20 protein-coding genes are annotated in these 23,670 nt (G+C 49.1%); 2 read left to right on the top strand and 18 right to left on the bottom strand.

The annotated features are described in order from the left end of the window. Positions 1-19: 19 nt before the first annotated feature. The 17 genes from ACEN86_RS07495 to ACEN86_RS07415 form a co-directional block, all read right to left on the bottom strand. Positions 20-1,423 carry a UDP-N-acetylmuramoyl-tripeptide--D-alanyl-D-alanine ligase gene (locus ACEN86_RS07495; protein WP_495634245.1) on the bottom strand — a complete coding sequence of 468 codons (1,404 nt, stop codon included), beginning with the start codon at positions 1,421-1,423 and terminating at the stop codon, positions 20-22. Then, a complete protein-coding gene (locus ACEN86_RS07490) occupies positions 1,423-2,913 on the bottom strand; it encodes a UDP-N-acetylmuramoyl-L-alanyl-D-glutamate--2,6-diaminopimelate ligase (RefSeq protein WP_495633677.1) in 1,491 nt (496 codons plus the stop codon). The genes ACEN86_RS07495 and ACEN86_RS07490 overlap by 1 nt, the downstream gene beginning before the upstream one ends. Before the next feature lie 74 nt (positions 2,914-2,987). Beyond that, positions 2,988-4,934 carry a stage V sporulation protein D gene (locus ACEN86_RS07485; RefSeq protein WP_495633676.1) on the bottom strand — a complete coding sequence of 649 codons (1,947 nt, stop codon included), beginning with the start codon at positions 4,932-4,934 and terminating at the stop codon, positions 2,988-2,990. An 87-nt stretch (positions 4,935-5,021) separates the two neighbouring features. Beyond that, the gene (locus ACEN86_RS07480; RefSeq protein WP_495633675.1) at positions 5,022-7,235 is read right to left on the bottom strand and encodes a penicillin-binding transpeptidase domain-containing protein; all 2,214 of its coding nucleotides are present in this window, start codon (positions 7,233-7,235) and stop codon (positions 5,022-5,024) included. A gap of 23 nt (positions 7,236-7,258) precedes the next feature. Further along, positions 7,259-7,690, bottom strand: a complete 432-nt coding sequence (locus tag ACEN86_RS07475; protein ID WP_495633674.1) for a hypothetical protein — start codon at positions 7,688-7,690, stop codon at positions 7,259-7,261. Between the two features lies 1 nt (position 7,691). Further along, positions 7,692-8,666 (bottom strand): 16S rRNA (cytosine(1402)-N(4))-methyltransferase RsmH, encoded by a 975-nt coding sequence (gene rsmH / locus ACEN86_RS07470; RefSeq protein WP_495633673.1) that lies wholly within the window; start codon positions 8,664-8,666, stop codon positions 7,692-7,694. A gap of 43 nt (positions 8,667-8,709) precedes the next feature. Then, a complete protein-coding gene (mraZ, locus tag ACEN86_RS07465) occupies positions 8,710-9,147 on the bottom strand; it encodes a division/cell wall cluster transcriptional repressor MraZ (RefSeq protein WP_127198079.1) in 438 nt (145 codons plus the stop codon). Positions 9,148-9,347: 200 nt separating this feature from the next. Further along, positions 9,348-10,610 (bottom strand): adenosylhomocysteinase, encoded by a 1,263-nt coding sequence (locus tag ACEN86_RS07460; protein WP_495633672.1) that lies wholly within the window; start codon positions 10,608-10,610, stop codon positions 9,348-9,350. Positions 10,611-10,643: 33 nt separating this feature from the next. Continuing rightward, positions 10,644-12,275 (bottom strand): bacillithiol biosynthesis cysteine-adding enzyme BshC, encoded by a 1,632-nt coding sequence (gene bshC, locus ACEN86_RS07455; RefSeq protein ID WP_495633671.1) that lies wholly within the window; start codon positions 12,273-12,275, stop codon positions 10,644-10,646. 150 nt (positions 12,276-12,425) lie between these two features. Further along, positions 12,426-13,364 (bottom strand): ABC transporter ATP-binding protein, encoded by a 939-nt coding sequence (locus ACEN86_RS07450; protein WP_495633670.1) that lies wholly within the window; start codon positions 13,362-13,364, stop codon positions 12,426-12,428. Next, positions 13,361-14,356: an ABC transporter ATP-binding protein gene (locus ACEN86_RS07445; protein WP_495633669.1), complete on the bottom strand. Its 996-nt coding sequence runs from the start codon at positions 14,354-14,356 to the stop codon at positions 13,361-13,363. The genes ACEN86_RS07450 and ACEN86_RS07445 overlap by 4 nt, the downstream gene beginning before the upstream one ends. A gap of 14 nt (positions 14,357-14,370) precedes the next feature. Next, positions 14,371-15,318: an ABC transporter permease gene (locus ACEN86_RS07440; RefSeq protein WP_495634244.1), complete on the bottom strand. Its 948-nt coding sequence runs from the start codon at positions 15,316-15,318 to the stop codon at positions 14,371-14,373. 8 nt (positions 15,319-15,326) lie between these two features. Further along, a complete protein-coding gene (locus ACEN86_RS07435) occupies positions 15,327-16,259 on the bottom strand; it encodes an ABC transporter permease (protein WP_495633668.1) in 933 nt (310 codons plus the stop codon). A 167-nt stretch (positions 16,260-16,426) separates the two neighbouring features. Further along, on the bottom strand, positions 16,427-18,106 hold the full coding sequence (locus ACEN86_RS07430; protein WP_495633667.1) for a peptide ABC transporter substrate-binding protein: 1,680 nt from the start codon (positions 18,104-18,106) through the stop codon (positions 16,427-16,429). A gap of 261 nt (positions 18,107-18,367) precedes the next feature. After that, a complete protein-coding gene (locus tag ACEN86_RS07425; RefSeq protein ID WP_495633666.1) occupies positions 18,368-18,757 on the bottom strand; it encodes a DUF3397 domain-containing protein in 390 nt (129 codons plus the stop codon). Between the two features lie 34 nt (positions 18,758-18,791). Then, the gene (locus tag ACEN86_RS07420) at positions 18,792-19,766 is read right to left on the bottom strand and encodes a ketopantoate reductase family protein (protein ID WP_495633665.1); all 975 of its coding nucleotides are present in this window, start codon (positions 19,764-19,766) and stop codon (positions 18,792-18,794) included. A gap of 145 nt (positions 19,767-19,911) precedes the next feature. Further along, positions 19,912-20,565, bottom strand: coding sequence for an RsfA family transcriptional regulator (locus ACEN86_RS07415; RefSeq protein WP_495633664.1), 654 nt, complete (start codon positions 20,563-20,565; stop codon positions 19,912-19,914). 294 nt (positions 20,566-20,859) lie between these two features. Between ACEN86_RS07415 and ACEN86_RS07410 the strand changes: the two genes are divergently transcribed. Together ACEN86_RS07410 and ACEN86_RS07405 are read left to right on the top strand one after the other, a co-directional pair. Beyond that, positions 20,860-21,096 carry a DUF2626 family protein gene (locus tag ACEN86_RS07410; RefSeq protein WP_068616319.1) on the top strand — a complete coding sequence of 79 codons (237 nt, stop codon included), beginning with the start codon at positions 20,860-20,862 and terminating at the stop codon, positions 21,094-21,096. 153 nt (positions 21,097-21,249) lie between these two features. Next, positions 21,250-22,332, top strand: coding sequence for a coiled-coil domain-containing protein (locus ACEN86_RS07405; protein ID WP_495633663.1), 1,083 nt, complete (start codon positions 21,250-21,252; stop codon positions 22,330-22,332). Here ACEN86_RS07405 and ACEN86_RS07400 read toward each other — a convergent pair. Further along, positions 22,329-23,606 carry an extracellular solute-binding protein gene (locus tag ACEN86_RS07400; RefSeq protein ID WP_495633662.1) on the bottom strand — a complete coding sequence of 426 codons (1,278 nt, stop codon included), beginning with the start codon at positions 23,604-23,606 and terminating at the stop codon, positions 22,329-22,331. The genes ACEN86_RS07405 and ACEN86_RS07400 overlap by 4 nt on opposite strands. Between the last annotated feature and the right edge of the window lie 64 nt (positions 23,607-23,670).

The following is a 23,670-nucleotide window of genomic DNA, read 5'->3' as shown; positions in this document are numbered from 1 at the left end:
CTCCTTTCGCTATCATTTATTAGGATTGAAGCTTATCTATGGTAATGGCTTGTGCCACTTCTTCCAGTTTCATTCCCCGGGAGGCTTTGATCAACACCACATCTTTGGGGGTTAATTCTTGTATAAGGGCACGAATAAGCTCATTCTTGTCAGTATATGCATGGATATGCGTATCCGGAAGATTCGCTGTGGCGCCTTGAGCAATCTTGGACCCGAGCGGCCCGTAGGTATAGAGAAGATCCACTTTGTCCAGAGTAATGAACCGTCCGATTTGCTCATGGTATTGCTCTTCCAGCTCACCCAGCTCGAGCATGTCACCAAGCACAGCAATTTTTCTCCGGTAGCCTTTCATCTTCTCAAGCACCCCGATTGCCGCCTTGACTGAGGTAGGACTTGCGTTGTACGCATCGTTCAGGATAGAGATCCCGCTAACCCCCTCGATCATTTCAATCCGCATGCTCGTAAGTTCAAGCTGCTCCAGACCCTTCAAGATATTCTCTTCAGTCACTCCATAATGTCTCGCCACCGCTATGCCGCCAAGTGAATTAATCACATTATGCTCACCGAGCAGAGGAATACGGTAGGCTGTATCCGAGAGGCCTGAGTAAGAGGTAAACACAGTTCCTCCACTTTGAAACATCATGCCGGTTGGATAATCATCATTACTGGAATTCATTCCGTAAGTGAACAGCTGTAAATTCTCCGGTCTTTGGGTCTCCGGCTCCTGCAGCACCATAGGAATCAAAGGCTCATCCCCATTGTAGACAAGCAGCCCGCCGGGCTTCATTCCGGCAAGAATTTCCACCTTGGCCCGGGCGATTTCTTCCCTTGAGCCTAATTGAAGCAGGTGGGACTCTCCGATATTCGTGATCATGGCCGTCTCAGGTTCAGCAAGCTTTGAAAGCAATTCTATTTCATAGCGGGCACTCATGCCCATTTCCAAAATGACCATTTCACAATCTTCAGGCATCGATAGAACGGTAAGGGGAAGCCCGATATGATTATTAAAGTTCCCGTTCGTCTTATGAACTTTGAAGGTTGTAGCCAGCAGGGAGGCAACAATATCCTTGGTCGTCGTCTTCCCGTTGCTGCCCGTGATCCCAATCACACGCGCTTTCGTCTCGGTAAGGTAGGCTTTGGAGAGATGCTGCAGGGCCTCCAGGGTATTCTCAACGAGAATTACCGGGCCTTCCGGCGGAGTGCCGTGATCCTTCTGCCAGAGAATACCTGCAGCCCTTTGACTGATAGCCTCAGCCGCAAAAGAATGGCCGTCGAACTGCTCTCCTACCAAGGGGATGAACAGGCAGCCTGGAGTTATTTTGCGGGAATCTGTAATGACACCGGCCGCCTCAATTGCACCATGCCCGGCATTTACAAGAGTCCCTCCACACATTTCTGCAATCTGAACTAGGTTTCTTTTTATCACTTTCGAGGACCCCTTATGGCTTCTTTAGCAACAATACGATCATCAAAGTCAAGTACCTGGGACCCAATAAGCTGATAGGTCTCATGGCCTTTCCCCGCAATCAATACTACATCTTTAGAGCTTGCCATTTCAATAGCCTTTTCAATGGCTTCCTTGCGATCCACCACGAGCTCATAACGGTCACGTGTCACGCCGTGGTCGGACAGACCTCGTTCAATATCCGAAAGTATCGCTTCCGGATTCTCGGTTCTCGGATTATCCGAGGTGACAAATACATATTCCGAATACTTGGCAGCAATTTGACCCATAATCGGACGCTTCGTCTTATCGCGGTCTCCCCCGCAGCCAAATACACAAATAACGCGGCCTTCGGCGAATTCCTTAACGGTACGAAGCACATTCTCAAGTCCGTCAGGCGTATGGGCATAATCCACAATAACCGCGAATTCCTGTCCTTCATCCACCGCCTCAACACGGCCTTCCACACCCTGTAGCGACTCCAGGCTGGACTTGATCTTCTCCAATGGAATGTCTTCCAGCAGGGCCGCGGTGATCGCAGCTAAAGCATTGTACACATTGAATTTGCCGACCATCCGGAGATTAATATCCGCGCTTCCCTTGAAAGTGTCCACATGGAAGGACGTTCCGCGCGAGGTAATGGATATGCCTGAAGCCCGAACATCTGCCTCGTTCTCCACGCCATATGTAATGACTTCCACGGCAGTCTGGGCCGCGTAATAGGCTGATGCTTCATCGTCCACATTAAGAACCGCATAGCTGCGTTCCTGGGGATTCTCATCATATTGATTACCCAGACGCGAGAAGAAGAGCCCTTTGGCTGCTCGGTATTCTTCCATGGTGTTATGATAATCCAGATGATCCTGGGTTAAATTCGTGAAAATAGCTGTACGGAACTGTGTTCCCTTAACACGCCCTTGCTCAAGAGCATGCGAGGACACTTCCATTACACAATAATCGCAGCCGGCATTCGCCATGTCGTTCAAGTAACTTTGCAGATCAAGCGACTCGGGGGTCGTGCCTGACATCGGATAGCTCTGCCCATCATATCTGCGCTGAATCGTACCGATCAGTCCTGGCTTATTGCCCTGATCCTTGAGAATCTGCTCAATCAGATAGGTGGTTGTCGTCTTGCCGTTGGTACCCGTGACACCGATAACGCGAAGACGTGAACTCGGCTTTTGGTAAAAGGCATTGCCAAGAACCGCCATCGCGAGACGGCAGTCCTTCACCTTCAGCTGGGGCAGCTTCACATCTTCAAGTATACGCTCAACAACCAGTGCGGCTGCCCCCTTCTCGGCGGCCTGACCCGCGTAATCATGCCCGTCTACGGTGTGTCCCGGCAGACAGATGAACAGGTCTCCTGAACTTACCTTGCGCGAGTCGATCTGAATGCCCGTAATCGGGGTCTCGCCATCTCCGTGTATACTGGAAGCTGCCAGATTGGCAGCTAGTTGGTTAAGAAACATAGTTATACCTCCATCTGTATTGCTTGTTAATTCATTTCATATAGTATCGTCAAAATAACAGCTGCTCAGGCACCTCACTCTTGATGATTATGATCTGCCTCTGGATCATTACCCATATATATGCGAATGGTAGACCCTCTCTCTACCCGAGCTCCGGGTTTGGGAGCTTGGTTGATCACATAGCTGCCAGAGCCCGAGCGTGCTAAATTGAAGTTCATGTTCAAATCCTCATACAAATCCTGCACGGATGCACCCACCAGATCAGGCACTTCCACAATAGGCTGCTCGCCAAGCTTATAATTCTTGGCCAACTGGTCTTTGCGCGGAGGAACCTTCAGATAATGAAGAGAATCCTCCATGATGTTCTTGACAATAGGAGCTGCTACTACGCCCCCGAACTGAATTCCCTGAGGATTATCCACAGCTGTATAGACTACAATCTGAGGATCATCTGCAGGAGCAAATCCTATAAAAGATACAATGTGCTCGCTGGATGAATATCGTCCATTAATGACCTTCTGCGCAGTTCCTGTCTTTCCCCCGACCCGGTAACCATCAATAAAAGCCGGCCGGCCCGTTCCGAGGGCAACCACGCTCTCCAGCGCACTGCGAACCTGCTTGGAGGTATTCTCCGAGACTACCTGTCTGACAAATTCCGGCTCTATCTTCTCTACAACCTGTCCCGTATCCGGATTAACCCACGCCTTGCCCACGTGAGGCTTGAACAGCTTACCTCCGTTAATGGCTGCAGAGACAGCCGCCACCTGCTGAATCGGGGTTACCGATACCCCTTGGCCAAATGCCGTAGTGGCAAGCTCAACCGGACCTACCTGCGGCAGCTTGAACAGGATCCCGTTCTCTTCACCGCCAAGGTCAATCCCGGTCTTGCTTCCGAAGCCGAAGTTACGGATATAGCTAAATAATGAGTCCTTGCCCAGCCGCTGGCCCAAGGCTACAAAGCCCGGGTTGCAGGAATTCTCTACTACCTGCAGAAAGGTCTGGCTGCCATGCCCGCCTTTCTTCCAGCAGCGGAGTCTTGCTCCGCCCACCTTCACATAACCGGAATCAAAAAAGCGATCATTGACGAGATCCACCTTCTTCTCCTCCAGAGCCGCAGCGAGAGTAATGATCTTGAATGTCGAGCCGGGTTCATAGGTCATCCAGATCGGCAGATTCCGGTTGTACACCTGTGAGGGGTACTCCTGGTACTGCCCGGGCTCATATCCCGGCCGGCTGGCCATAGCCAGAATCTCACCATTCTTGGGATTCATTGCAATCGACCAGGCGCCATTCGCCTTGAATTTCGCCATCGCCTGGTCCAGCTCTCTTTCCATAATACTCTGGATATTCTTGTCAATGGTCAATTCGAGATTAAGGCCATCCTTCGGCTCGACATATTTCTCAGAGGAGCCCGGCATAATGCGGCCCCCTGCATCGGACAGAAATGAAATACTTCCGTTCATGCCGTTCAGCTTCTCATCGTACTTCTTCTCTACTCCCGTCAGCCCTTGGTTATCAATCCCCGTAAAGCCTAGAATGTGCGCTGCAAGTCCTTCATAAGGATAATACCTTTTGTTGTCCTCGGCAATGACAATACCCGGAAGGCCCAAATCACGAATTTTCTGAGCCTTCTCCATCGTAATTTTGCGCCCGCCGGGTCGTAGTTTGACAATTAGCTGTCTGGTCTTGATCGCTTTCAACACCGCTTCCTCGCTCATACCGAGTATGGGAGCCACCTTATGGGCGGTTGTCTCCGGATCCTTGATCTGGGCGGGAATCGCCATAATCGTTGGCGTCGTAATATTATAAGCTAGCGATACGCCATTACGGTCCAATATTTCACCGCGCTTGGCAGAGAACGGAATGTTGCGGCGCCACAAGTCCTCAGCTTCGGCTGACAGCTCACCGCCCTTACTAAGCTGAACGTAGGCCAGCCTGATCACCAAGGCGCCAAACAGCAAGCAAAGTATCAAGAGAAGCGAGAAAAGCCTGCGTCTTCTCGTTATCGCAGAAATCTTCATGAGTGTTCCTCCTGTTCATCCTCTTGTCCATGATGGCTTTGATATCATGAATATTCAGGACAAACAGGGGTTAGAACAAGCTATCCGTCAATCCCCTTCAGACTTCTTATCTGATTTACTCGGGGTACTGCTATCCGTATTCTTGACCGGAACCTCCGGCGGCTGAAGGGTAAGCAGGACACTTCGCTTCCCGCCTGACTTCGTCACTTTCTGACTTGCTACATACCCCTCTCCTTCAACTGAGACGGACACCTGCATCAGAGTTAGAATCTCCATGGCGTCACGCAAGGACACCCCGGTTAGATTCGGCACCTCCATCGTCTTGCTCTCTTCAGTAAGAAGGAATACCCGCTGCGCAGAGGACATCATCGTTCCTGCCTTCGGATATTGACTGACCACCTTGCTGCCTTTACCCAGAGTTTCGAAGGAAATCCCTTTCTTCGTCAGACTGCTCTTGGCATTACTAATCGGCATTCCCTTCAGGTCTGGTGCAGCTGTCGTCGTCTCACTTGGCTCATCAGCCGCTACGTTCGACTTCGGTACACCCATATACTCCAAGGTCTGACTAACAATCTTCTTGAACACTGGTGCAGCGGCCGTTCCGCCTCCCAGATCTGAATCTTGAGGTTCATCAATAACTACCAGAACAAGGATCTTTGGATCGTTAACCGGTGCATATCCGATAAAAGAGACTACCTGCTTCGTATAGTCATACCCGGCTTCACCATTGGTCTTTGGCTTGACCGCCGTCCCCGTCTTTCCTGCCACTCGGTACCCTGGAATATATGCATGCCGCCCTGTACCGATCTTCTGGTCAGAGACCACCTGCTCCAGGTAACTTCCCACTTCCTTGGCCTTCTCTGGCGAGATCACCTGCCGGACGACTTTCGGCTGGGTCATTACAGGCGTACCTCCAGGTGGATCAACCTCTTTGATAATATGCGGCTCAAGCAGCTTGCCCCCATTGGCCACCGCGGCAACCGCAGCAACCTGCTGGATCGGGGTCACGGTAATACCGTGGCCGTAAGTCGTAGTAGCATACTCGATGTCACGCTGAGGGTTGACGACACCTTTCGCCTCACCCGACAGCTCAATCCCTGTCTTTTGACCGAATCCGAAATTCTTGATGTAACTTAGCAGTCTTTCCTTGCCCAGCATTTCATAACCCAGCTTAACAAAGGCTACGTTACTCGAATGCTTAACCCCTTGAAGATAGGTGAGTGGCCCCCATCCCTCATGCTTCACGTCATAGAGAGGAGTCTTGTAACCCGGGATCTTGATATGTCCTGACATGTAGGTAGCGTTAGGGTTGAACAACCCCTCCTGCACGGCACCTGCCAATGTCACAATCTTAAAGGTCGATCCGGGCTCATAGGTAGAAGCAAGCGCATGATTCCTGAAGTTATTCTTGTATTCTTCCTTCCAGTACTCGTTGGGATCGAAAGTAGGCATATTGGCCATTCCCAGAATCTCCATGGTATTCGGATCAGCCGCAATCACCGTCATACTGATAGGCTTCAGCTTGGCAAAAGCTTCTTTCATCGCATTTTCAATATAATACTGTATGGTATCATCAATCGTCAGCTTGATATTACTTCCATCTTGGGGTGCCTTGTAGACTTCCTCGGCTTTAGTCAGCTTGACGCCCTTACGATCACTCTCATATTTAATCGATCCGTCAATCCCGTGCAGAAGATTATCATACTTCTTCTCCAGGCCAGTTATAGCCGTACCTTCGCGGTCTGTGTAACCCAGGATATGAGCTGCAAGAGTTTCCTTTGGATAATAACGTTTCTGCTGTTCAATGAAAGTAATGCCGGACTCTGCAAGCTTCTTAGGATTGTGTTCCTTCTTAATCTGTTCCGAAAGAGCAGCAACCTTGTCCTTCAGCTCCTGATCGATCTTCCAGCCTTCATTACGCACTTCAACCTGATCTAGAGTCTCTCCCTTTTTGCTCTTGCTGTGAATCAGGCTCTTAATCTCACTTTCTGGCTTATCCAGCAGCTTGCTCAGCCCTCCGGCAACCTGATCTTCCAGCCCGTACTTCAGAATTATCTTTGGCTGAATAGCTACGGTATAAGCAGGGGCATTAATAGCCAAAGCGTCTCCGTTCCGGTCAGTAATCTCACCGCGCACAGCCGGAATGACCTGATTCCGGGACCAATAGTTGTCTTTACCGTATGCCTCCCAGAAGGAACCTTGGACAATTTGAAGCCAAAAGACTTTACCTATAATTACAAGAAAAAAGAGGGTAACGAGTCCCCCTATTAGTAGTGTCCGAAGTTTTATTCTCTTGTCCATTTCTCAAACCTCATCTTTATCGGTTAATTCCGGGCAGTCTTCGTCCCGGATATATCCTTCCCGGCACCAGAAGCGCTTCCACTCGGCTCATTCTCGTTATCACCAGGCTGCTCGTATCCCATTTGCATTGCGGTACTCATCACTGCCTGCTCCAGTTGCTGCTTCTTCACTTCGAGTGCCGACATCTTTTGCTTCACTTGGGAGATATCATAATCCGTTTTATGGACCTGGTATTTCAGGTCATAGACTTTGGCATTCTGCCAAATCAACAGACTGGCCACTGCCACACAGAAGACTACCGTACAAATATACAGCAGCTTCTCACTAACCGGCAGCGGTGCACGTCTTGTAACGACCTTAGTCGTTTCTTTGTATTTAGGTAAAGCTTGAGATTGAGCTTGTCCCCGTCCGGACGTTTTCTCTTTAACTGCCAGGTTTCCCCGTGTGTAGGCCATATCAGATTTCCTCCGCTATAGATTGCAATTTCTCCGCTACGCGCAGTTTGGCTGAGCGCGCCCGGGGATTATGAGCCAATTCCTCTTCTGAAGGAACCAGCGGTTTCCGGTTAATCAGTTTGAGCGTTCCCTTCCCTCCGCATACGCACATCGGGAAGTCCGTAGGACAGGTACATTTCTCTAGATATCCGGCAAATATTTGCTTACAGATCCGGTCTTCCAGTGAGTGAAACGTAATCACCGAAATCCGGCCGCCATCCGCTGTACAGCGAACGGCTTGATGGAGCCCGTCTTCGAAAGCTCCCAGCTCATCATTTACAGCTATCCGAAGGGCTTGAAAGCTCCGCTTCGCGGGGTGCCCTCCGGTTCTGCGGGCCGCAGCCGGTATCCCCATCTTAATCAGTTCAACTAGCTGGCCGGTGGTCTCAACAGGCGCTTCCTGTCTGCTGTCGACTATGACCTTGGCGATACGCCTTGAGAATTTCTCTTCCCCGTATTGAAAAAGAATCCGGGCAATTTCCTTCTCCGGCCATTCATTGATAATTTCTCTTGCAGTCAAATCCGAGGACCGGTCCATCCGCATATCGAGCGGTGCATCAGCATTGTAGCTAAAACCACGTTCGCCCTCATCGAATTGTGGAGAGGATACGCCCAGATCATACAGAATACCATCAACCTGGGGAATTCCATCCCGCTGTGGAACCCAGTCTATTTCTCTTAGCTTCTCTTCCAAATAACGAAAATTACTCTTCACCAAGGTAAGTTGGTCCCCATATTCGGATAGCTTCTCTTTGGCATTCTCGTGGGCCCAGTCGTCCTGATCAAAGGCAATCAGTCTGCCGCTTGGCCCCAGCTTCGATAAAATCACCGAGCTATGCCCTCCGCCACCTAAGGTGCAGTCCACATAAATGCCGTCCGGCTTGATGCGCAGCCCTTCTGTCGCCTCTTCCTTGAGTACCGTGATGTGATGAAACAAGCTGCCGCCCCCCAGACTCTAGAATATTAGTAATCGATTCACTTTATAGTTCGAAATTAAAATCAACCAGCTTCTCCGCAATTTCATTGAACGTATCCTCCGATTGCTGGAAATACTGTTCCCAAGTATCGCGGCTCCAAATTTCTACCCGATTGGATACCCCAATCACGACACAATCCTTCTCAAGCTTTGCATACTGCCGGAGAGTAGCCGGTAAATTTACCCTTCCCTGCTTGTCCCATTCACATTCAGTAGCCCCGGAGAAAAAAAAGCGGGTAAAAGCGCGTGCATCTGACTTCATCAGTGGCAGTGCTTTAAGCTTCTGCTCCATAACTCCCCATTCGTCCTGGGGGTATACGAACAGACACTGGTCCAGTCCGCGGGTAACAACAAAAGAAGTACCCAGAAGTTCGCGGAATTTAGCCGGGATGATAATTCGGCCCTTATCATCAATGCTATGCTGATATTCTCCCATAAACATTGGATGCGCTCACTCCTTACCTCTTTCCCCCACTTTGCACCACTTTCCACCACTTATAAATAATACTTATTCTCCGCACTATTGTAAACTCCTTCTCTTCCTGTATAAAAATTTAATGGTAAATTGCGGTATCTCTCCCTCAAAATACAGAACTCCCCTCCTGAACTAACAGGAAGGGAGTTCTGTATGATCAAATTCATTTATTTCCAGCTATCGAGATAGGCCTTCTGCTCTTCACTCAAGGTGTCGATCTGAATACCCAGGCTGTCCAGCTTATATCTGGCAACCTGTTCATCAAGCTCATATGGAACATTGACAACTGCACTGCCGATTTCTTTATAATGATCGTTAACATATTTCAATGACAGGGCCTGCAGAGCAAAAGTGGTATCCATAATCTCGGCCGGGTGACCATCCGCCGCCCCAAGATTAACCAGTCTTCCTTCTGCGATCAAATACACTTTGCGCCCATCCTTGAACTTGTATTCTTCAATGTTCTTGCGGACTGTGCGGATAGAGACCGCCCGTTCAGCCAGCTCGGGCTTGTTGACTTCCACATCGAAATGACCCGCATTGGACAGAATTGCTCCATCCTTGATGACATCATAATGTTCACCGCGGATAACCGAGTTGTTACCAGTGACTGTGATGAAGAAGTCGCCGATTTTAGCCGCCTCCATCATTGGAAGAACGTCGAACCCATCCATATGGGCTTCAACCGCACGAATTGCATCCACCTCGGTAACGACTACCTTGGCCCCGAGGCCCTTGGCCCGCATCGCCACACCTTTGCCGCACCAGCCGTATCCAACAACAACGACCGTCTTGCCTGCAACGACAAGGTTGGTCGTACGAATCAGGCCATCCCACGCCGATTGGCCCGTACCATAGCGATTGTCGAACAAATACTTACAGTAAGCATCGTTCACCGCAACCATCGGGAACTTCAGGGTTCCCTCTTTCTCCAGCGCCTTTAGACGGATAATCCCCGTCGTAGTCTCTTCCGCACCGCCGCGGATCGTATCCAGCAGATCCGGACGCTCTCCATGCAGGACTGATGCGAAATCACTTCCGTCATCGATAATCAGATCCGGCTTGGTCTCCAGTGCTTTGACAATAAGCTGCTTGAATTCCGCTGGCTCAGGATTGTATTTGGCGAACACGGTAATTCCGTCTTCCACCAAAGCCGCACACACGTCATCCTGCGTAGATAGCGGATTGCTGCCCGTAATGGTGACTTCCGCTCCTCCCGCCTGGACAACTTTGGCCAGATAAGCGGTTTTTGCCTCCAAATGCAGACAAATCGAAACTTTCAGTCCTTTAAATGGCTGTTCTGCTTCAAACTGCTTGCGCACCCGGTTGAGGACCGGCATATGCGCTTCTACCCAATCAATCTTTAGGTGCCCTTCAGGGGCTAGCGAAAGATCCGTAATAATACTGTTCTGTACTGCTTTTGTCGTCATTTTGTCTAAAACCTCCATTTTTCTATCTGTGAGCTACAGCTCTACAATCCGGTGTCCACCTGTAATATCATAAGGAATTTGCAGCAGATCATGAATCCACTCTTGTCCGTAATTGTTCAAGTAATAGTAAGCATTTAGAACCCGTTCCTGCAGCTTCTCCTGAGGGAAGAGAGTAAGCCCTATACACTCCCACTGCTTCAAGGCCGTCTCATGAGCTTCCTCCAGTGCTCCCTGGGTTCGCTGATGCAGAAATTCAATCTGTTCCTTGATCTTCTCCTTGTTGGCAGCACCCATCTTCAGCAGCCCGCGTCTAACCGTACCAATCTCTTCAATCAAAGGTTCGTACAAGGCTTCGAAGGATTGAATCACCTCATTAAAACGCTGATCTACATCCATTTCCACCTGTCCCGCAAGCCAGGCATCTCTTTTCTCAGCCAATCTTTCTTTGACATCCTCGAAAGTAAGCTCGTATTTAGTCATGTACTTCTGTACAGCTGCATCCGTCATTGTAAATGACATCCTTGGCAGCAGAATTGGCATCTGTAGCCCCATAGCTGTAAAAGCTCTTCCCGTAAGTCCCCAGTACGCGATCTCGCCTGCTCCAAGCACAGTTCCCAGAACCGGCAGTAGTGAATCCTGCATCAGCGGCCGGGTGAGCACGTTATTGCTGAAGCGCTCAGGATGAAGAGCAGCCTGCTCAAGCAGCTCATCGCGGCTGAAGGATACGAGGCCTTTACGGTCCTCGAATCTGCCTTCTCGCTTGAATAGAAGCAGCCGTTCCCCTTCATGTATGTAGAACAGATTGGCTCCATCCGGAGCTACTTCCGCCTGGGCCTCAAAGCCAAGGCTCTCCAGCTGATCAGCGGCTTCCCGGTAGGCTTGGCCTAATTGATCGTTATTAAGAATGATCTGTCTAAAGACAGGCTGTTCAACTTCGCGGAGCTCGTTATCCGAGGAATCCAGCAGAATCAGACCATACTGCCCGAACCACCTGCCGAGCTGCTTGGCAAAAAACTCCGTCAATGTACTGGACTCGGAGGCGTCTGTTCTTAAATTCGCAAGAAGCTCCGCCTTATGCTCGCTATCCTGCAGAGTCTCCGAAAGCTTCTGAATGACCGTATTCCAAGATTCCTGACTCACCTCTGTCTGGCCGACCTGAGTCCTGCGGTCATCATTCTTATGGACGCGGATCCGGGTAACCTCCAGCTCACGGGTCAGAACATACGCATGATTGGCTTCTTCCCAGTCATGATCTTCCCCCGCGATCCAGAACACGGGAACCACGGGTCTGTTCAGCTTCCTGGATGCATGAGCCGCTGCCTGGATGATCGTAATAGCTTTATAGACGACAAGCGCAGGCCCTGTAAAAAGCCCGGATTGCTGACCTCCCGTAACTACATACGTATCCGGCTGTTCCAGAAGATCTAGAGCAGCAAACACTTCTGGAGAAGCATTATGCAAGGAGTTGTAGCGGCGAAGACGCTCTACAACCGCCTTCCGATCCACGCGGGTATGTTCCGAACGGCTCAGCCATTCTGCCCGGTTCATCCAGCTTGAATCCAGTCTTGCATCACCTGTATATAACTGCTGCACAGCAGCATAGTCCGAGACCAACGCTTCAGCCAGCGGCTGCTGCGATGGAAGCGGCTCAGATATGATATTCATAGAGTGTGATCCTCCTGTCTCTGTAGCCCAACTAGCCTTATTTGATTGTACTTGGTCTAAAGCTTCTCCGTCAAAAGAAAACAGAAAAACCGCCGACTATGATCATACCACTGTCTTGCACACAGTGGAATGACCCTTCGGCGGTCTAACCTATGAATTAGGCATGGCAACCCAGTGTCCCTTGGTTACTTCCACGAGAGTAGAATTGTCCAAGTTGTATATGTCGCCGGACACAGCTCCATCCTTGGCGGAGTGAATCGGGCCTGAGCCCGTGTCATTCAGCAGAATACGCGGCTTGTTCGCTTCAACTTCCGGATCAGGTACCGGAATGGCGGACAGCAGCGTTTTCGTATACGGATGCATCGGATTCGCATAGAGCTCTTCACTTTCCGCTAGCTCAACCACTTTGCCCAAATACATAACAGCTACCCGGTTGCTGATATGCTTCACCATGGACAAGTCATGGGCGATGAACAGATAAGTCAGCCCAAGCTTCTTCTGAAGATCCTGCAGCAGATTAACCACCTGTGCCTGAATGGAGACATCCAGTGCCGATATCGGTTCATCACAAATAATGAACTTGGGATTCACAGCAAGGGCACGGGCAATCCCGATACGCTGACGCTGGCCGCCCGAGAATTCGTGCGGATAACGCGTAGCATGGTCTGGATTCAATCCGACCATGTCCAGAAGCTCTTCGACCCTCTTCTTGCGTTCCTTCCGGCTTCCGGCCATGTTGTGGATATCCAGAGCCTCGCCAATGATATCCGTTACCGTAAAGCGCGGGTTCAATGAGGCGTAAGGATCCTGAAAGATCATCTGCATATCGCGGCGCATGGCCTTCATTTTCCCTGGGGACAGCTTGTAAATATCAGTTCCGTTAAAACGGACGCTTCCTGCCGTAGGCTCGTACAATCTAAGAATTGTGCGGCCTGCGGCGGACTTGCCGCAGCCCGACTCCCCGACAACGCCCAGCGTCTCGCCTTCATTAATGGAGAAGCTGATGTCATTCACGGCCTTCAGGACGTTCCCTTTGCCCAGATTGAAATATTTCTTGAGACCTTCTACTTCAATTAACGGCTTGCTCATGAAGATTGCACCTCCTGTGCCATCGGATGCTGCAGCCAGCAGCGGGACATATGCGTGTCACTCAAATGGGTGGGAGCTGGATCAATACGCTCACATACCTTCATAGCATGATCACAGCGGGCCGCAAATGGACATCCAACCGGAGGCTTGATCAGATCCGGCGGTGTACCGATGATCGGGACAAGCGGCTCGTCCTTACGCTGATCAATTCTTGGGAGCGAGCGCAGCAGACCCCGTGTATAGGGATGCTGTGGATTCTTGAAGATCTCTGTGCTGGTTCCCGTCTCAACGACTTCCCCTGCATACATCACGATAACCCGGTCTGCCATCCCGGCTACGACTCCAAGGTCATGGGTAATCATAATAATGGAAGTGCCGAATCTCTCCTGCATGTCTTTCATTACATTTATGATTTGAGCCTGTATGGTAACGTCCAGTGCTGTCGTAGGCTCATCCGCAATCAATAGAGAAGGGCGGCAGGCCAGAGCAATGGCGATCATTACCCGCTGGCGCATGCCTCCTGAGAACTCGTGCGGATACTGATTGAACCGGGCTTCGGCATTTTTGATACCCACCAGCTTCAGCATTTCCACTCCACGTGTCTTCGCCTCAGAGAAGGACAAGTTCTGGTGCTTGATCAACCCTTCGGTAATCTGCTTGCCTACTTTGATCGTCGGATTCAGGGAGGTCATGGGATCCTGGAAGATCATTCCGATATCTTTTCCGCGAATGGCTTCCATCTGTTTGTTCGTCTTGCTAAGCAAATCTTCTCCGTTAAAAATCACCTGGCCCTGCTTGATCTTGGACGGAGGAGAAGGTATCAGTCGCATGATTGTCTGAGCGGTAACACTCTTACCGCTGCCCGACTCCCCTACGATCGCTACAGTCTCCCCTTTGCCTACTGTGAAATTCACGCCCCGAACGGCTTTGACTTCACCGCCCCGGACGGAGAACGACACGTGAAGATCTTTGACTTCTAAAATGGATTCCATACTAGTCCCACCTCCTATTTCTTGAGTTTGGGGTCAAGCGCGTCACGCAGACCGTCACCAAATATGTTAAACGCTAGCATTGTTAAACTGATTAAGAGAGCGGGGAACAGCATCCGCCAAGGATACAGCATCCAGCCTGACAGGGAGGAGCTGATCATCGAGCCCAGAGAGGCTACAGGTTCCTGTACGCCAAGTCCCAGATAGCTCAGGAACGCCTCAGAGAAGATTGCATTCGGTACCGACAGCGTCAAGGTGACAATAATCGGTCCCATTGCATTCGGAAGCAGATGACGGAACAACAGCCTTCCTGAGCTTGCTCCCATTGAACGCGAAGCAAGTACGTATTCTCTGCTCTTGAGCTGCATAATCTCACCGCGCACAATCCAGGACATATTGATCCAGCCTGTGATGGTCAGGGCCAGAATAATCGTGCCCAGACTTGGCTCAAATACAACCAGAAGCAGAATCGTTACCAGCAGATAAGGAATGGAGTACAAAATTTCAGCGAATTTGTTCATGATCTCATCCACTCGTCCGCCGAAATATCCCATAATACCGCCATAGATAACACCAATCATAAGGTCAATTAAAGCTGCGGCAAGGCCTACAGTCAGAGAGATCCGTGCCCCCATCCAGGTACGGACGAACATATCGCGTCCCAGATCATCCGTGCCGAACCAGTGTACCGAGTTCGGCGGCTTGTTGGTATTCATCAGGTCATTCGTCTGGTAGTCAAACTTAGATATCATTGGTCCGACGAATGCCATGATGACCACAAGAGCCATAACAATCAGGCCAGCCATTGCCAGCTTATTGGAACGAAGCCGCTCCCAGGAATCCCGCCAAGCGGAGAGACTTTCACGCTGAATGACTTCGGACTGCTTCTCGTCCACACCGATTTGCCGGAAGTCTTCCGGGGTCAGGTTGGCCGCTGAAGCCTGAGGAATCAATTCATTTTTCACGCTCAAGGTTAGCCCTCCTTTCTGTTCGTCAGTTTAATTCGAGGATCCACGAACACGTAAGCAATATCAGTCAAGAAACGGGCAAGCATCAGAATGACGCCATAAAAGATCGTTACGCCCATAATCAGGGTATAGTCACGGTTGCTTATACTGGAGACAAAGACTTTCCCGAGACCGCCGATCCCGAAGATCTGTTCAATTACGACTGAACCAGTAATGATGTTGGCAGTCATTGGGCCAAGATAGGTGATCACCGGCAGGATACCGTTTCTCACTACGTGTCTGAACAGAATCGTCATCCAGTTAAGCCCCTTGGCTCTGGCTGTCTTGATATAATCCGCGTGGAGCACTTCAAGCATGCTCGAGCGGGTCAGCCTCGCAATAAAGGCAATTGGCTGTGCTGCAAGGGCGGCAACAGGCAGAACGTAGTCCAGTGGGCCATTAAAGCCCATGACGTGGAAGATCCCAGCCTTCTGGGCTAGAACGAACTGCAGCATGGACGCTACGACGAAGCTTGGAACCGCGATCCCCAGCACGGCAAGCACCATGGCGACATTATCAATCAGTCTCCGGTGATAGAGAGCTGCAAGCAGACCCAGCAGCACACCTACAATCAAAGAGACCACAATGGCAATCAGACCGAGCTTCAGGGAAGCACCAAACGTATCGGTGATCAGACCAGTTACCTCTTTGTTCTGCATTTTCATCGAAATCCCGAAATTACCCTGGGCGATATTCTTCAAATACTGTCCGTATTGGACAATAACCGGCTTATCAAGGCCGTATTGCTCCATCAAACGTTCCCTGATCTGAGGAGGTACCTGCTTCTCTGACATGAACGGGTTACCGGGAATAGCCTTCATCAAGAAAAAGGTCGCCGTAATAAGAATGAGCAGCGAAACTAACATATATAGAAATTTACTGGCAATATACCGAACCATACAGCCTTCACCCCAATCTGTCTGTGTTGTCCGTTCCCTCTATAACTTCTCCAAAGGAAACAAGATATGGAAAAAGCCCCTCTACACAAAAAATCGGGATATATATGGAGGAACATCGTCCTCACATATACACCCCGAAGCAATCATCCAGTTACAGAAGATTACTATTAATGTTCCATCAGCTTAACGCGTGTAATATCAAGCTGACCTGCATAGTCTACAATCACGTCTTTCACGTAAGGCTTAACCAGCTGAATGTTCGTGTAGTAGTAGATCGGAAGAATAACCTGATTGTCTTTGATCAGAATATCCTCCGCCTTCTTCATAGCGGCATTACGTGCTTTGTTATCGTTGCTTGAGTATGCTTCTTTGACGAGCTTGTCATATTCAGCATTCTTGAAGCCAGTATCATTGTTACCGCTTGTGGAAGTGAACATATCAATGAAAGTCATCGGATCGTCATAGTCAGCACCGAAGCCGGCACGCGCAACTTGGTAGTTCAGGTTGCGGCGGTTCTGAAGGAACACGCCCCACTCTTGGTTCTGAACAGTAACCTCAGCGCCAAGGGTTTGTTTCCACATATCCGCAATGGCCAAAGCCAGCTTTTTGTGGTTGTCGTTCGTGTTATAGATCAAAGTAATCTTAGGAAGCTTCGTAAGGCCGGATTCTTTCAGTCCGTCTGCAAGAAGCGTCTTCGCTTCATTAGCATCTTCCTTGCCATAAGCGGTATCCGGATTCTCTTCACGGTATTCCTTGTCTACACCTTTGATACCCGGAGGTACAAGACCGAAGGCCGGAAGCTGATTCCCCAGAGTTACGTTGTCAATCAACGCTTTACGGTTGATCGCCTTCGTGAACGCCTGACGAATTTTCACATTATCAAAAGGCTTAGTTGTTGTATTAAACAGGTAGTAATAAGTGGATGCAATACCCTTGATCGTCAATTCATTTGGAATTTCAGATTTGAGGGAAGCGATCTGATCGGTAGGAATCTCACCGATAGGCTGTCCTGCCAGATCAAGCTGACCGCTCTTATAGCTGCTGACTTCTGTAGCTGCTTGGTCTACGATAGAAGCCGTGATTTTATTTAAAGTAATGTTCTTAGCGTCCCAATATTTATCACTCTTCTCAACTTCAAGAGCTTGTCCAGTAGTCCAGGTTGTTAGCTTGAACGGTCCGTTGGAGATCAGGGTGCTTGGGTCAGCAGCCCATTTCGGATTGTTCTTCACCGATTGATGCACTGGATAGTAGGTTGTGAAGGAAGTTAGACCCAGGAAATAAGGAGTCTCATTCTCAAGCGTCACCTTTAGTGTCTTATCATCAACCGCTTTCACACCTACTTGACTAGCGTCAGTGATCTTCTTCTCATTGTAGGCCTGCGCATTCTTGATGTAATACAGCTGGTATGCATATGGAGGAGCTGGAACCGTTGCCGGATCAAGAACCCGTTTCCATGCGAACTCGAAATCTTTTGCAGTTACAGGATCACCGTTACTCCATTTCGCATCGGAACGAAGGTGGAAGGTATATTCCTTGCCATTTTGTTCCCATTTCTCAGCCACACCCGGAACGATGTTGCCGTCTTTATCCTTAAGCGTCAAGCCTTCGAACAAGGTTCTAAGCACCGCACTGGATACGTTATCCTGCGATTGGGCGGGATCCAGCGTTGGCGGCTCGGAAGCCAGGTTGATATGGAACGTTTGATCCGCTGCGAGCTTGTCGCTTTGGGTTCCTGTACTGCCCTGGTTAGCTGACCCAGCATTACCATTATTCTGACCACAGGCGGCTAGAACGGTGCTGAGGGCAAGCAATAGTGTTACAAGAACCAATAATTTCTTTCTGTTCATCTAGCTGTCTCCCTTACAATGTTGGTATGTGTGTAGTCGATTATACAACCATTGGTCAAAAAATCACAATGGGAATTCCTACCTCAATTGTTTGATTTAAATAAAACAAAAAGCATATTTATAATGAAATATGCTTATGGCTATTGGTTTTTAGTGAAGAATGCGCACTAAATAATATTTTAATGAAAGTTCATTCTGAAATGTAATGATTGGTTTTCAATTACAGCTTATGTGTGTGTTACTAAATTAAGTATGCCTCTGTTACACTCCTAATATGTATGGAAAGAAACCAATTATTACAAAAACAATGTAAGCCAGACCGGATCCCAGAAAGGCCAAACGCCACACCGCACGAACCAGTCTTTTGACATCCACCTGCCCTTTCATACGGTTCTGCGCTCCCCCAATCAAGCCTCCAACGATCAGAAGCAGCAGCATGATTAGATAAAAGCCAAATCCTGATGCAAAGATGTGATTGAATAAGGCAGAGACCGATAGAATGAGAAAGACCGTGGTCACGTCTACAGCCAGCAGCAAGGACTGTCTTCGATTCCGTCTCCCATTCCAGATATAATGAATCATATATACGAGCAGGAACGGTATAATAGGTACGGCACTTAAAAAGACAAACGGAGCGAGCAGTATATTCACCTCATCCACCTCCACTAAATTGTACTTGCTCAGGTTAGAGCCTTGTATCACCCAGTTCAGTTGTCATGGACGCCACCAACCGCCAGACCATCTCATGTGCGGGCACCGAGATATTCCTCTCCCAGGCCATCCTCACCAGATGACCATTGATGCTGTTCACTTCGGTTGGCTCACCAGCCAGAATATCCTTCAGCATGGAAGACATGTTATTCGCGGTGGAGCGGCATACCTGCAACACCTGAGCTTTGATATCTGGGTCATAAGCAATTCCATAATGATTATAAATTTCTAGAGCTTCCTCAATCAGGTCAGTCAGGAGGGCTCTTCGATCTTCGGAAGCGAGCAGTTCCCCATTGCGGACTCTCCAAATAGCCGTCAGCGGATTAATGGCTGCATTAATTAAGAGCTTGCGATAAATTTCCTTATCGATGTCATTCGACAATTCCGAGGGAAATCCTGCCATTGACAGGCGGGAGGCTAAATTTTCAGCTTTATCCATAAACTGCTCCGCCTTGTCATAACTCCCCGTCAGACCTAATCGAGTCTGCCCTATCCCCGAGCGATAGACGGTAAAATGCCCCTCTTTCCTTGCTCCCTCGGTAGTCAATGCCGCAATAACCACTTGCCCTCCCAAAGCTTCGCTAAGCCGTTCAATATGCCCTACCCCATTCTGAAAGCAAATGATCTCGGTCTTCTCTCCGCGGAGCGCTTGCAAATGAGCGTACAGACTTTCAGTCAGATGGCGCTGCTTGGTTGTCACGAGAATCCAATCTGCGTTACTCTTGGAACCGCAAGCTTTCTCCATATTAGCGGTGCTTTCCGCCTGGAGGCGATTAGCTGCGATAGTGACTTCTTGTCCGCTGTCCATAACCAGCCGGATTCCTTTCCTGTTCAGTTCCTCAGCTTGCTCTGATGTGCGTGTCCAGAGGCGCACTTCTTCCCCCGCTGCAGATAGTGCTGCCCCGAACATCAAGCCCAAGGCTCCTGCGCCCATGATCTCGATTTTCATCCTTATCCCTCGCTTTGAACAAGTATCTATATAAGTTTAACAATTAATATACTCGGAAGGCGTTCAATCAATCTATTCATTTATACCATAAAAAATCCCCGACCTTACAGGCCGGGGATTAGTTCTATTCTAAAAAGCACATTTACTATTCAATACGCTCCAGGTTTCCATTCGCATCCATCTTGAAACGAGATTTCGATTCCTCATCCTCCTCATTGAGAAAGGCAAGCCGGCGAGCCCGGTCCATGATCTGAATCAAAGCTTTATAATCATCATTGACTACCCGGTAGTCGGTCTGTACTTCATTGACCTGCAGCGATAATCTGCGATTCTCTTCTCTTAACGCTGCAATCTCCTCTTCCTTCTCCCGAATCTTCTTCTCTAGAGATCTCATATGGCGGCTGCTCTCTTGAACCGTGTTCTTCCACTGTCTCAAGAAGCGGATGACCGCATCAATAGATATAGTCTCTTCGGTTACACCTTCGCTCTTGTACAATCCTTCTTCCAAATCTATGGATGCCAGAGATGCCATACTGCTTCCACTCATTAAAGGAGACTGCTTTTTCAAATAATTTCTTTTTTGGCGCTGCGCTTTGGCAATCTGAATAGCGGCTTCATATTTTTTACGGACACAGCTGTTCCATCTAAATCCGCAGGCGGCAGGGGTTCGTGCTATCTTCTCCCCAACCTCTTCAAACGCGGTTAACTGTGTACTGCCCTCGCGAATATGGCGCAGGGTGACCTCGGCCAATATCAAGTCATCCTCTGCGCTCCATGCATCCTGTCTTACTGCTGTCATGCGATACAAACCCTCCTAACGACATCCTGATATAACCGTCTTCATAAACCGGATTGCCCGGCGACCTGAATAAGGTAAAAAAGCTGCTTAATCCATTTCTATGCCTCTCGTAGAGTTCATAGAATCTATTTGATACTAAAATGTATTTCCAAAAATCTAGCTTGTCATACCTGCACGCCTAATAACACAAACTCTTAATTAATCATACTTCTCGTTTACACACTAATACATTCCGGGTATAATGTAGTTATTATAAATGAGGTCGCTTACATACATACGAGAGGGGGATAAATCATGGCACGCATGTTCCGGGTGCTTGGTTTCTTCACATTGGCCATCGGGCTGATGGCTTATGCCGGCAACTTGATTGAAATGGCCCTGCTGTTCTTCTTGCAAACTGCCTTTTTTGTTATTTTTGGCTATCTGAAATTCACAGAACGAACCTATATCTTGCTCTTCTGGGGGTACATGATCGTCACATTTACCGGCTTTAGCTACTGGACGGTATTCAAAATGGGCTTGCCGCTTTAATCGGCTAGGTCTCGAACCAACTAAAGGTGATTCGGCTGCTGCCGGATCATTTTTTTTTCGTTAAAAATCATCTATTATGATCGAGGTAAACATATAATCATATATACAGCACGAAGCTATTACATATGTAAGTTTATTAAGGAGAGGATTTCATTGCTACGCCGTCTTTATTTAAGCTGCTGCCTGCTGATGGTCTGTACCGTTCCTATTCTCTTCCCCTTTCGTGCCTACGCAGCAGAGCCTCTATCCGAAGAGACTCGGAAGCTTCTAGAGAAGAGTCTGTCTATTGTTGAAATAGACCGTGAAATCAAAAAGACGGAAGAGCTGCAATTACAGGCCCAATCCAAAATGGACATGCTCTCCGAGGAGCTAGAAGCCAAGCAGGCCCAAATCTCTGCCAGCCAATCCCAGACCGATGAGCGTATTCGGGCATATTATATGGGTGAAAGAGAAGACTTACTCGGTGCCCTCTTGTCTACCGAGAGCATAAGTGATTTCATTTCCGTGCTGGATATCATTGATATGATTTTTGAGAGGGACCACGATATTCTGGATGACTACCAGAAAGCCTATCGGAGTCTTGTGGATACCAGAGACAAGCAGAATCAGCTGCTTGCTGAGCTTACAGAACTTAAGAGCAACCTTCTGCTCCAGCGGGAGCGTGTAAGTGAGCTTCAGGCCAGTGTCAACAGCTCGCTGCAGGGAAGTTCTGATGCAGAGAGGCTTAAAGCGCTGATGGAAGAGATGAATGCTTATTGGAACAATGTCGGGCTGTTCGAGGTTAGACGTCACTTCAAAGCGCTGGCTGATGCCATGGTGGATCTGCCGGATTTCCTGAAAAATAACGGGAACAGCATTACTGCTTCCGGAACGAACTATACAATCTCGATCAAGCAGGAGGATTTGAACGCTTTCCTTAGATCGGAGAATGAGATCTTCATCAATTTCGCCTTTACATTCGAAGACGGCAAGATCATTGCCGAGGGGAAGCAGGGTTCCTTACAGCTAAGGGTTGAGGGTCATTATACGATTGAGAATGAGCCGCAGAACTCCATTCAATTCCATGTGGATAAATTAGTATTCAACGGGCTCGAGCTGCCTGATACTACCTGCCGGGATCTGGAGAATGACTTCGACTTAGGATTCTATCCAAAATTGATCATTCCGCTGGTGGAAGCCAGTGAAGTAACGCTGCAAAAGGGACTACTCATTATAAAATTAAAGCTCGCCCTCTAAGGGCGAGCCAGTTGTCCGAGATGTTCAAATGAGGCCATAAATAATTTCAGGCTGCCTTCAGCGGTCATAAATGCCGAAGCCTCCGTAGAAAGCCGGTTAAGATATTCCGGCAGCTTGGCGTCTACCGGTACAAAGCCGTTGCCGCCTCTCGCTTGAATGGCTGAGATCCACTGAGGCAATCCTTTTAACTCGGCCTGATTGTACAAGGTCTTCAGTGCTGGAAGCTTGCCCTCCTCCACGTATGCGGAGGCCTGCTGCCTGGAGGAGGTGACCTCGGAGATCCAGGCATTCGCGGTCTTCGCATTCTTGCTCTGCGCGGTTAGGCAGAAGCTTCTGCCTTTTAGCCAAAGCATAGGCACTTCATGCTGGGCTGAGGGCTGCTCCATTTTGAGCGAAGGCCTGAGCTTCGCGTCGAAGTCCGAGGCTTTTGTTACATAGAAAAGGATCTCTCCCCGCTCCAACCGCTTCCAGATCTGCTGTTCCCCCGCCAAATCCCCGGAAGCTGCATAGATCTTGGATTTCATTTCTTGCAGCTGCTGGAAAGCCGCTTTCATATCGGTCGTCAAGCTAAAGTTATTCTCCTTTCCCTCATCTGATGCCCCGCCCATTCTCCATAACAGCGAGATGGCTGCATAGGCATCTTTCGGGTCAAGAGCAGCAAGATACGGTATAGAATTGTTCTTCTTATAGCTTGCAACCAGCGCTGACCATTCTCCAGATGTCTTGGGAAGCCGGGTATAACCCAACTCCTGCAACCTTGCCGGATGATAGACGATGACATAGGGATCATAGTCCTTGGGTACGCCCCATACATAACCGTTCCACGTATTCTGAGTAACTGAAGTACTTAATGAATCGGCCCCAGCCTGCCCCGAGTAATAGGCCTCAACCGGCAGCAGGAAGCCGGAAGACGCGAACTCACGAATCCACGCATTGTCCATCAGTAGGACATCAGGAGCTTCGCCCAAATCTATATTATTCTTAAAAGTGTGATATGCATCCTTCTCCGCAGTATTCGCAAGCTCCACCTGTACATGATGCTCTTCCATGAACGTTTGATTGATGTGATTCAGCCATTCAAACTCTTCGGGTGTCATCGATACGGCAACTTTAATGTTGCCGGCCTCTTTCTCCGCCCTTTGCTTCGGCTCGGGGACAACGCTGACCCCTGTCTGCCGATCAGGCTGGGTTAGTGCCGCATCCTCACCGGGAGACAAGCTTATTAAGGCTAACAGCAGTACGGCAAAAAGCACCCATTGGTTTTTTTGCTTCACAACCCGAACTCCCTCTCATGCCTTAGAGTAATCTTCAAGAATATTGTAACAAATTCCCTGCGTC

This window comes from Paenibacillus sp. Paensp111 (assembly GCF_059492195.1).
The sequence above is the reverse complement of the archived record's forward strand: the minus strand, read 5'-3'. Positions and strand labels throughout refer to the sequence as shown.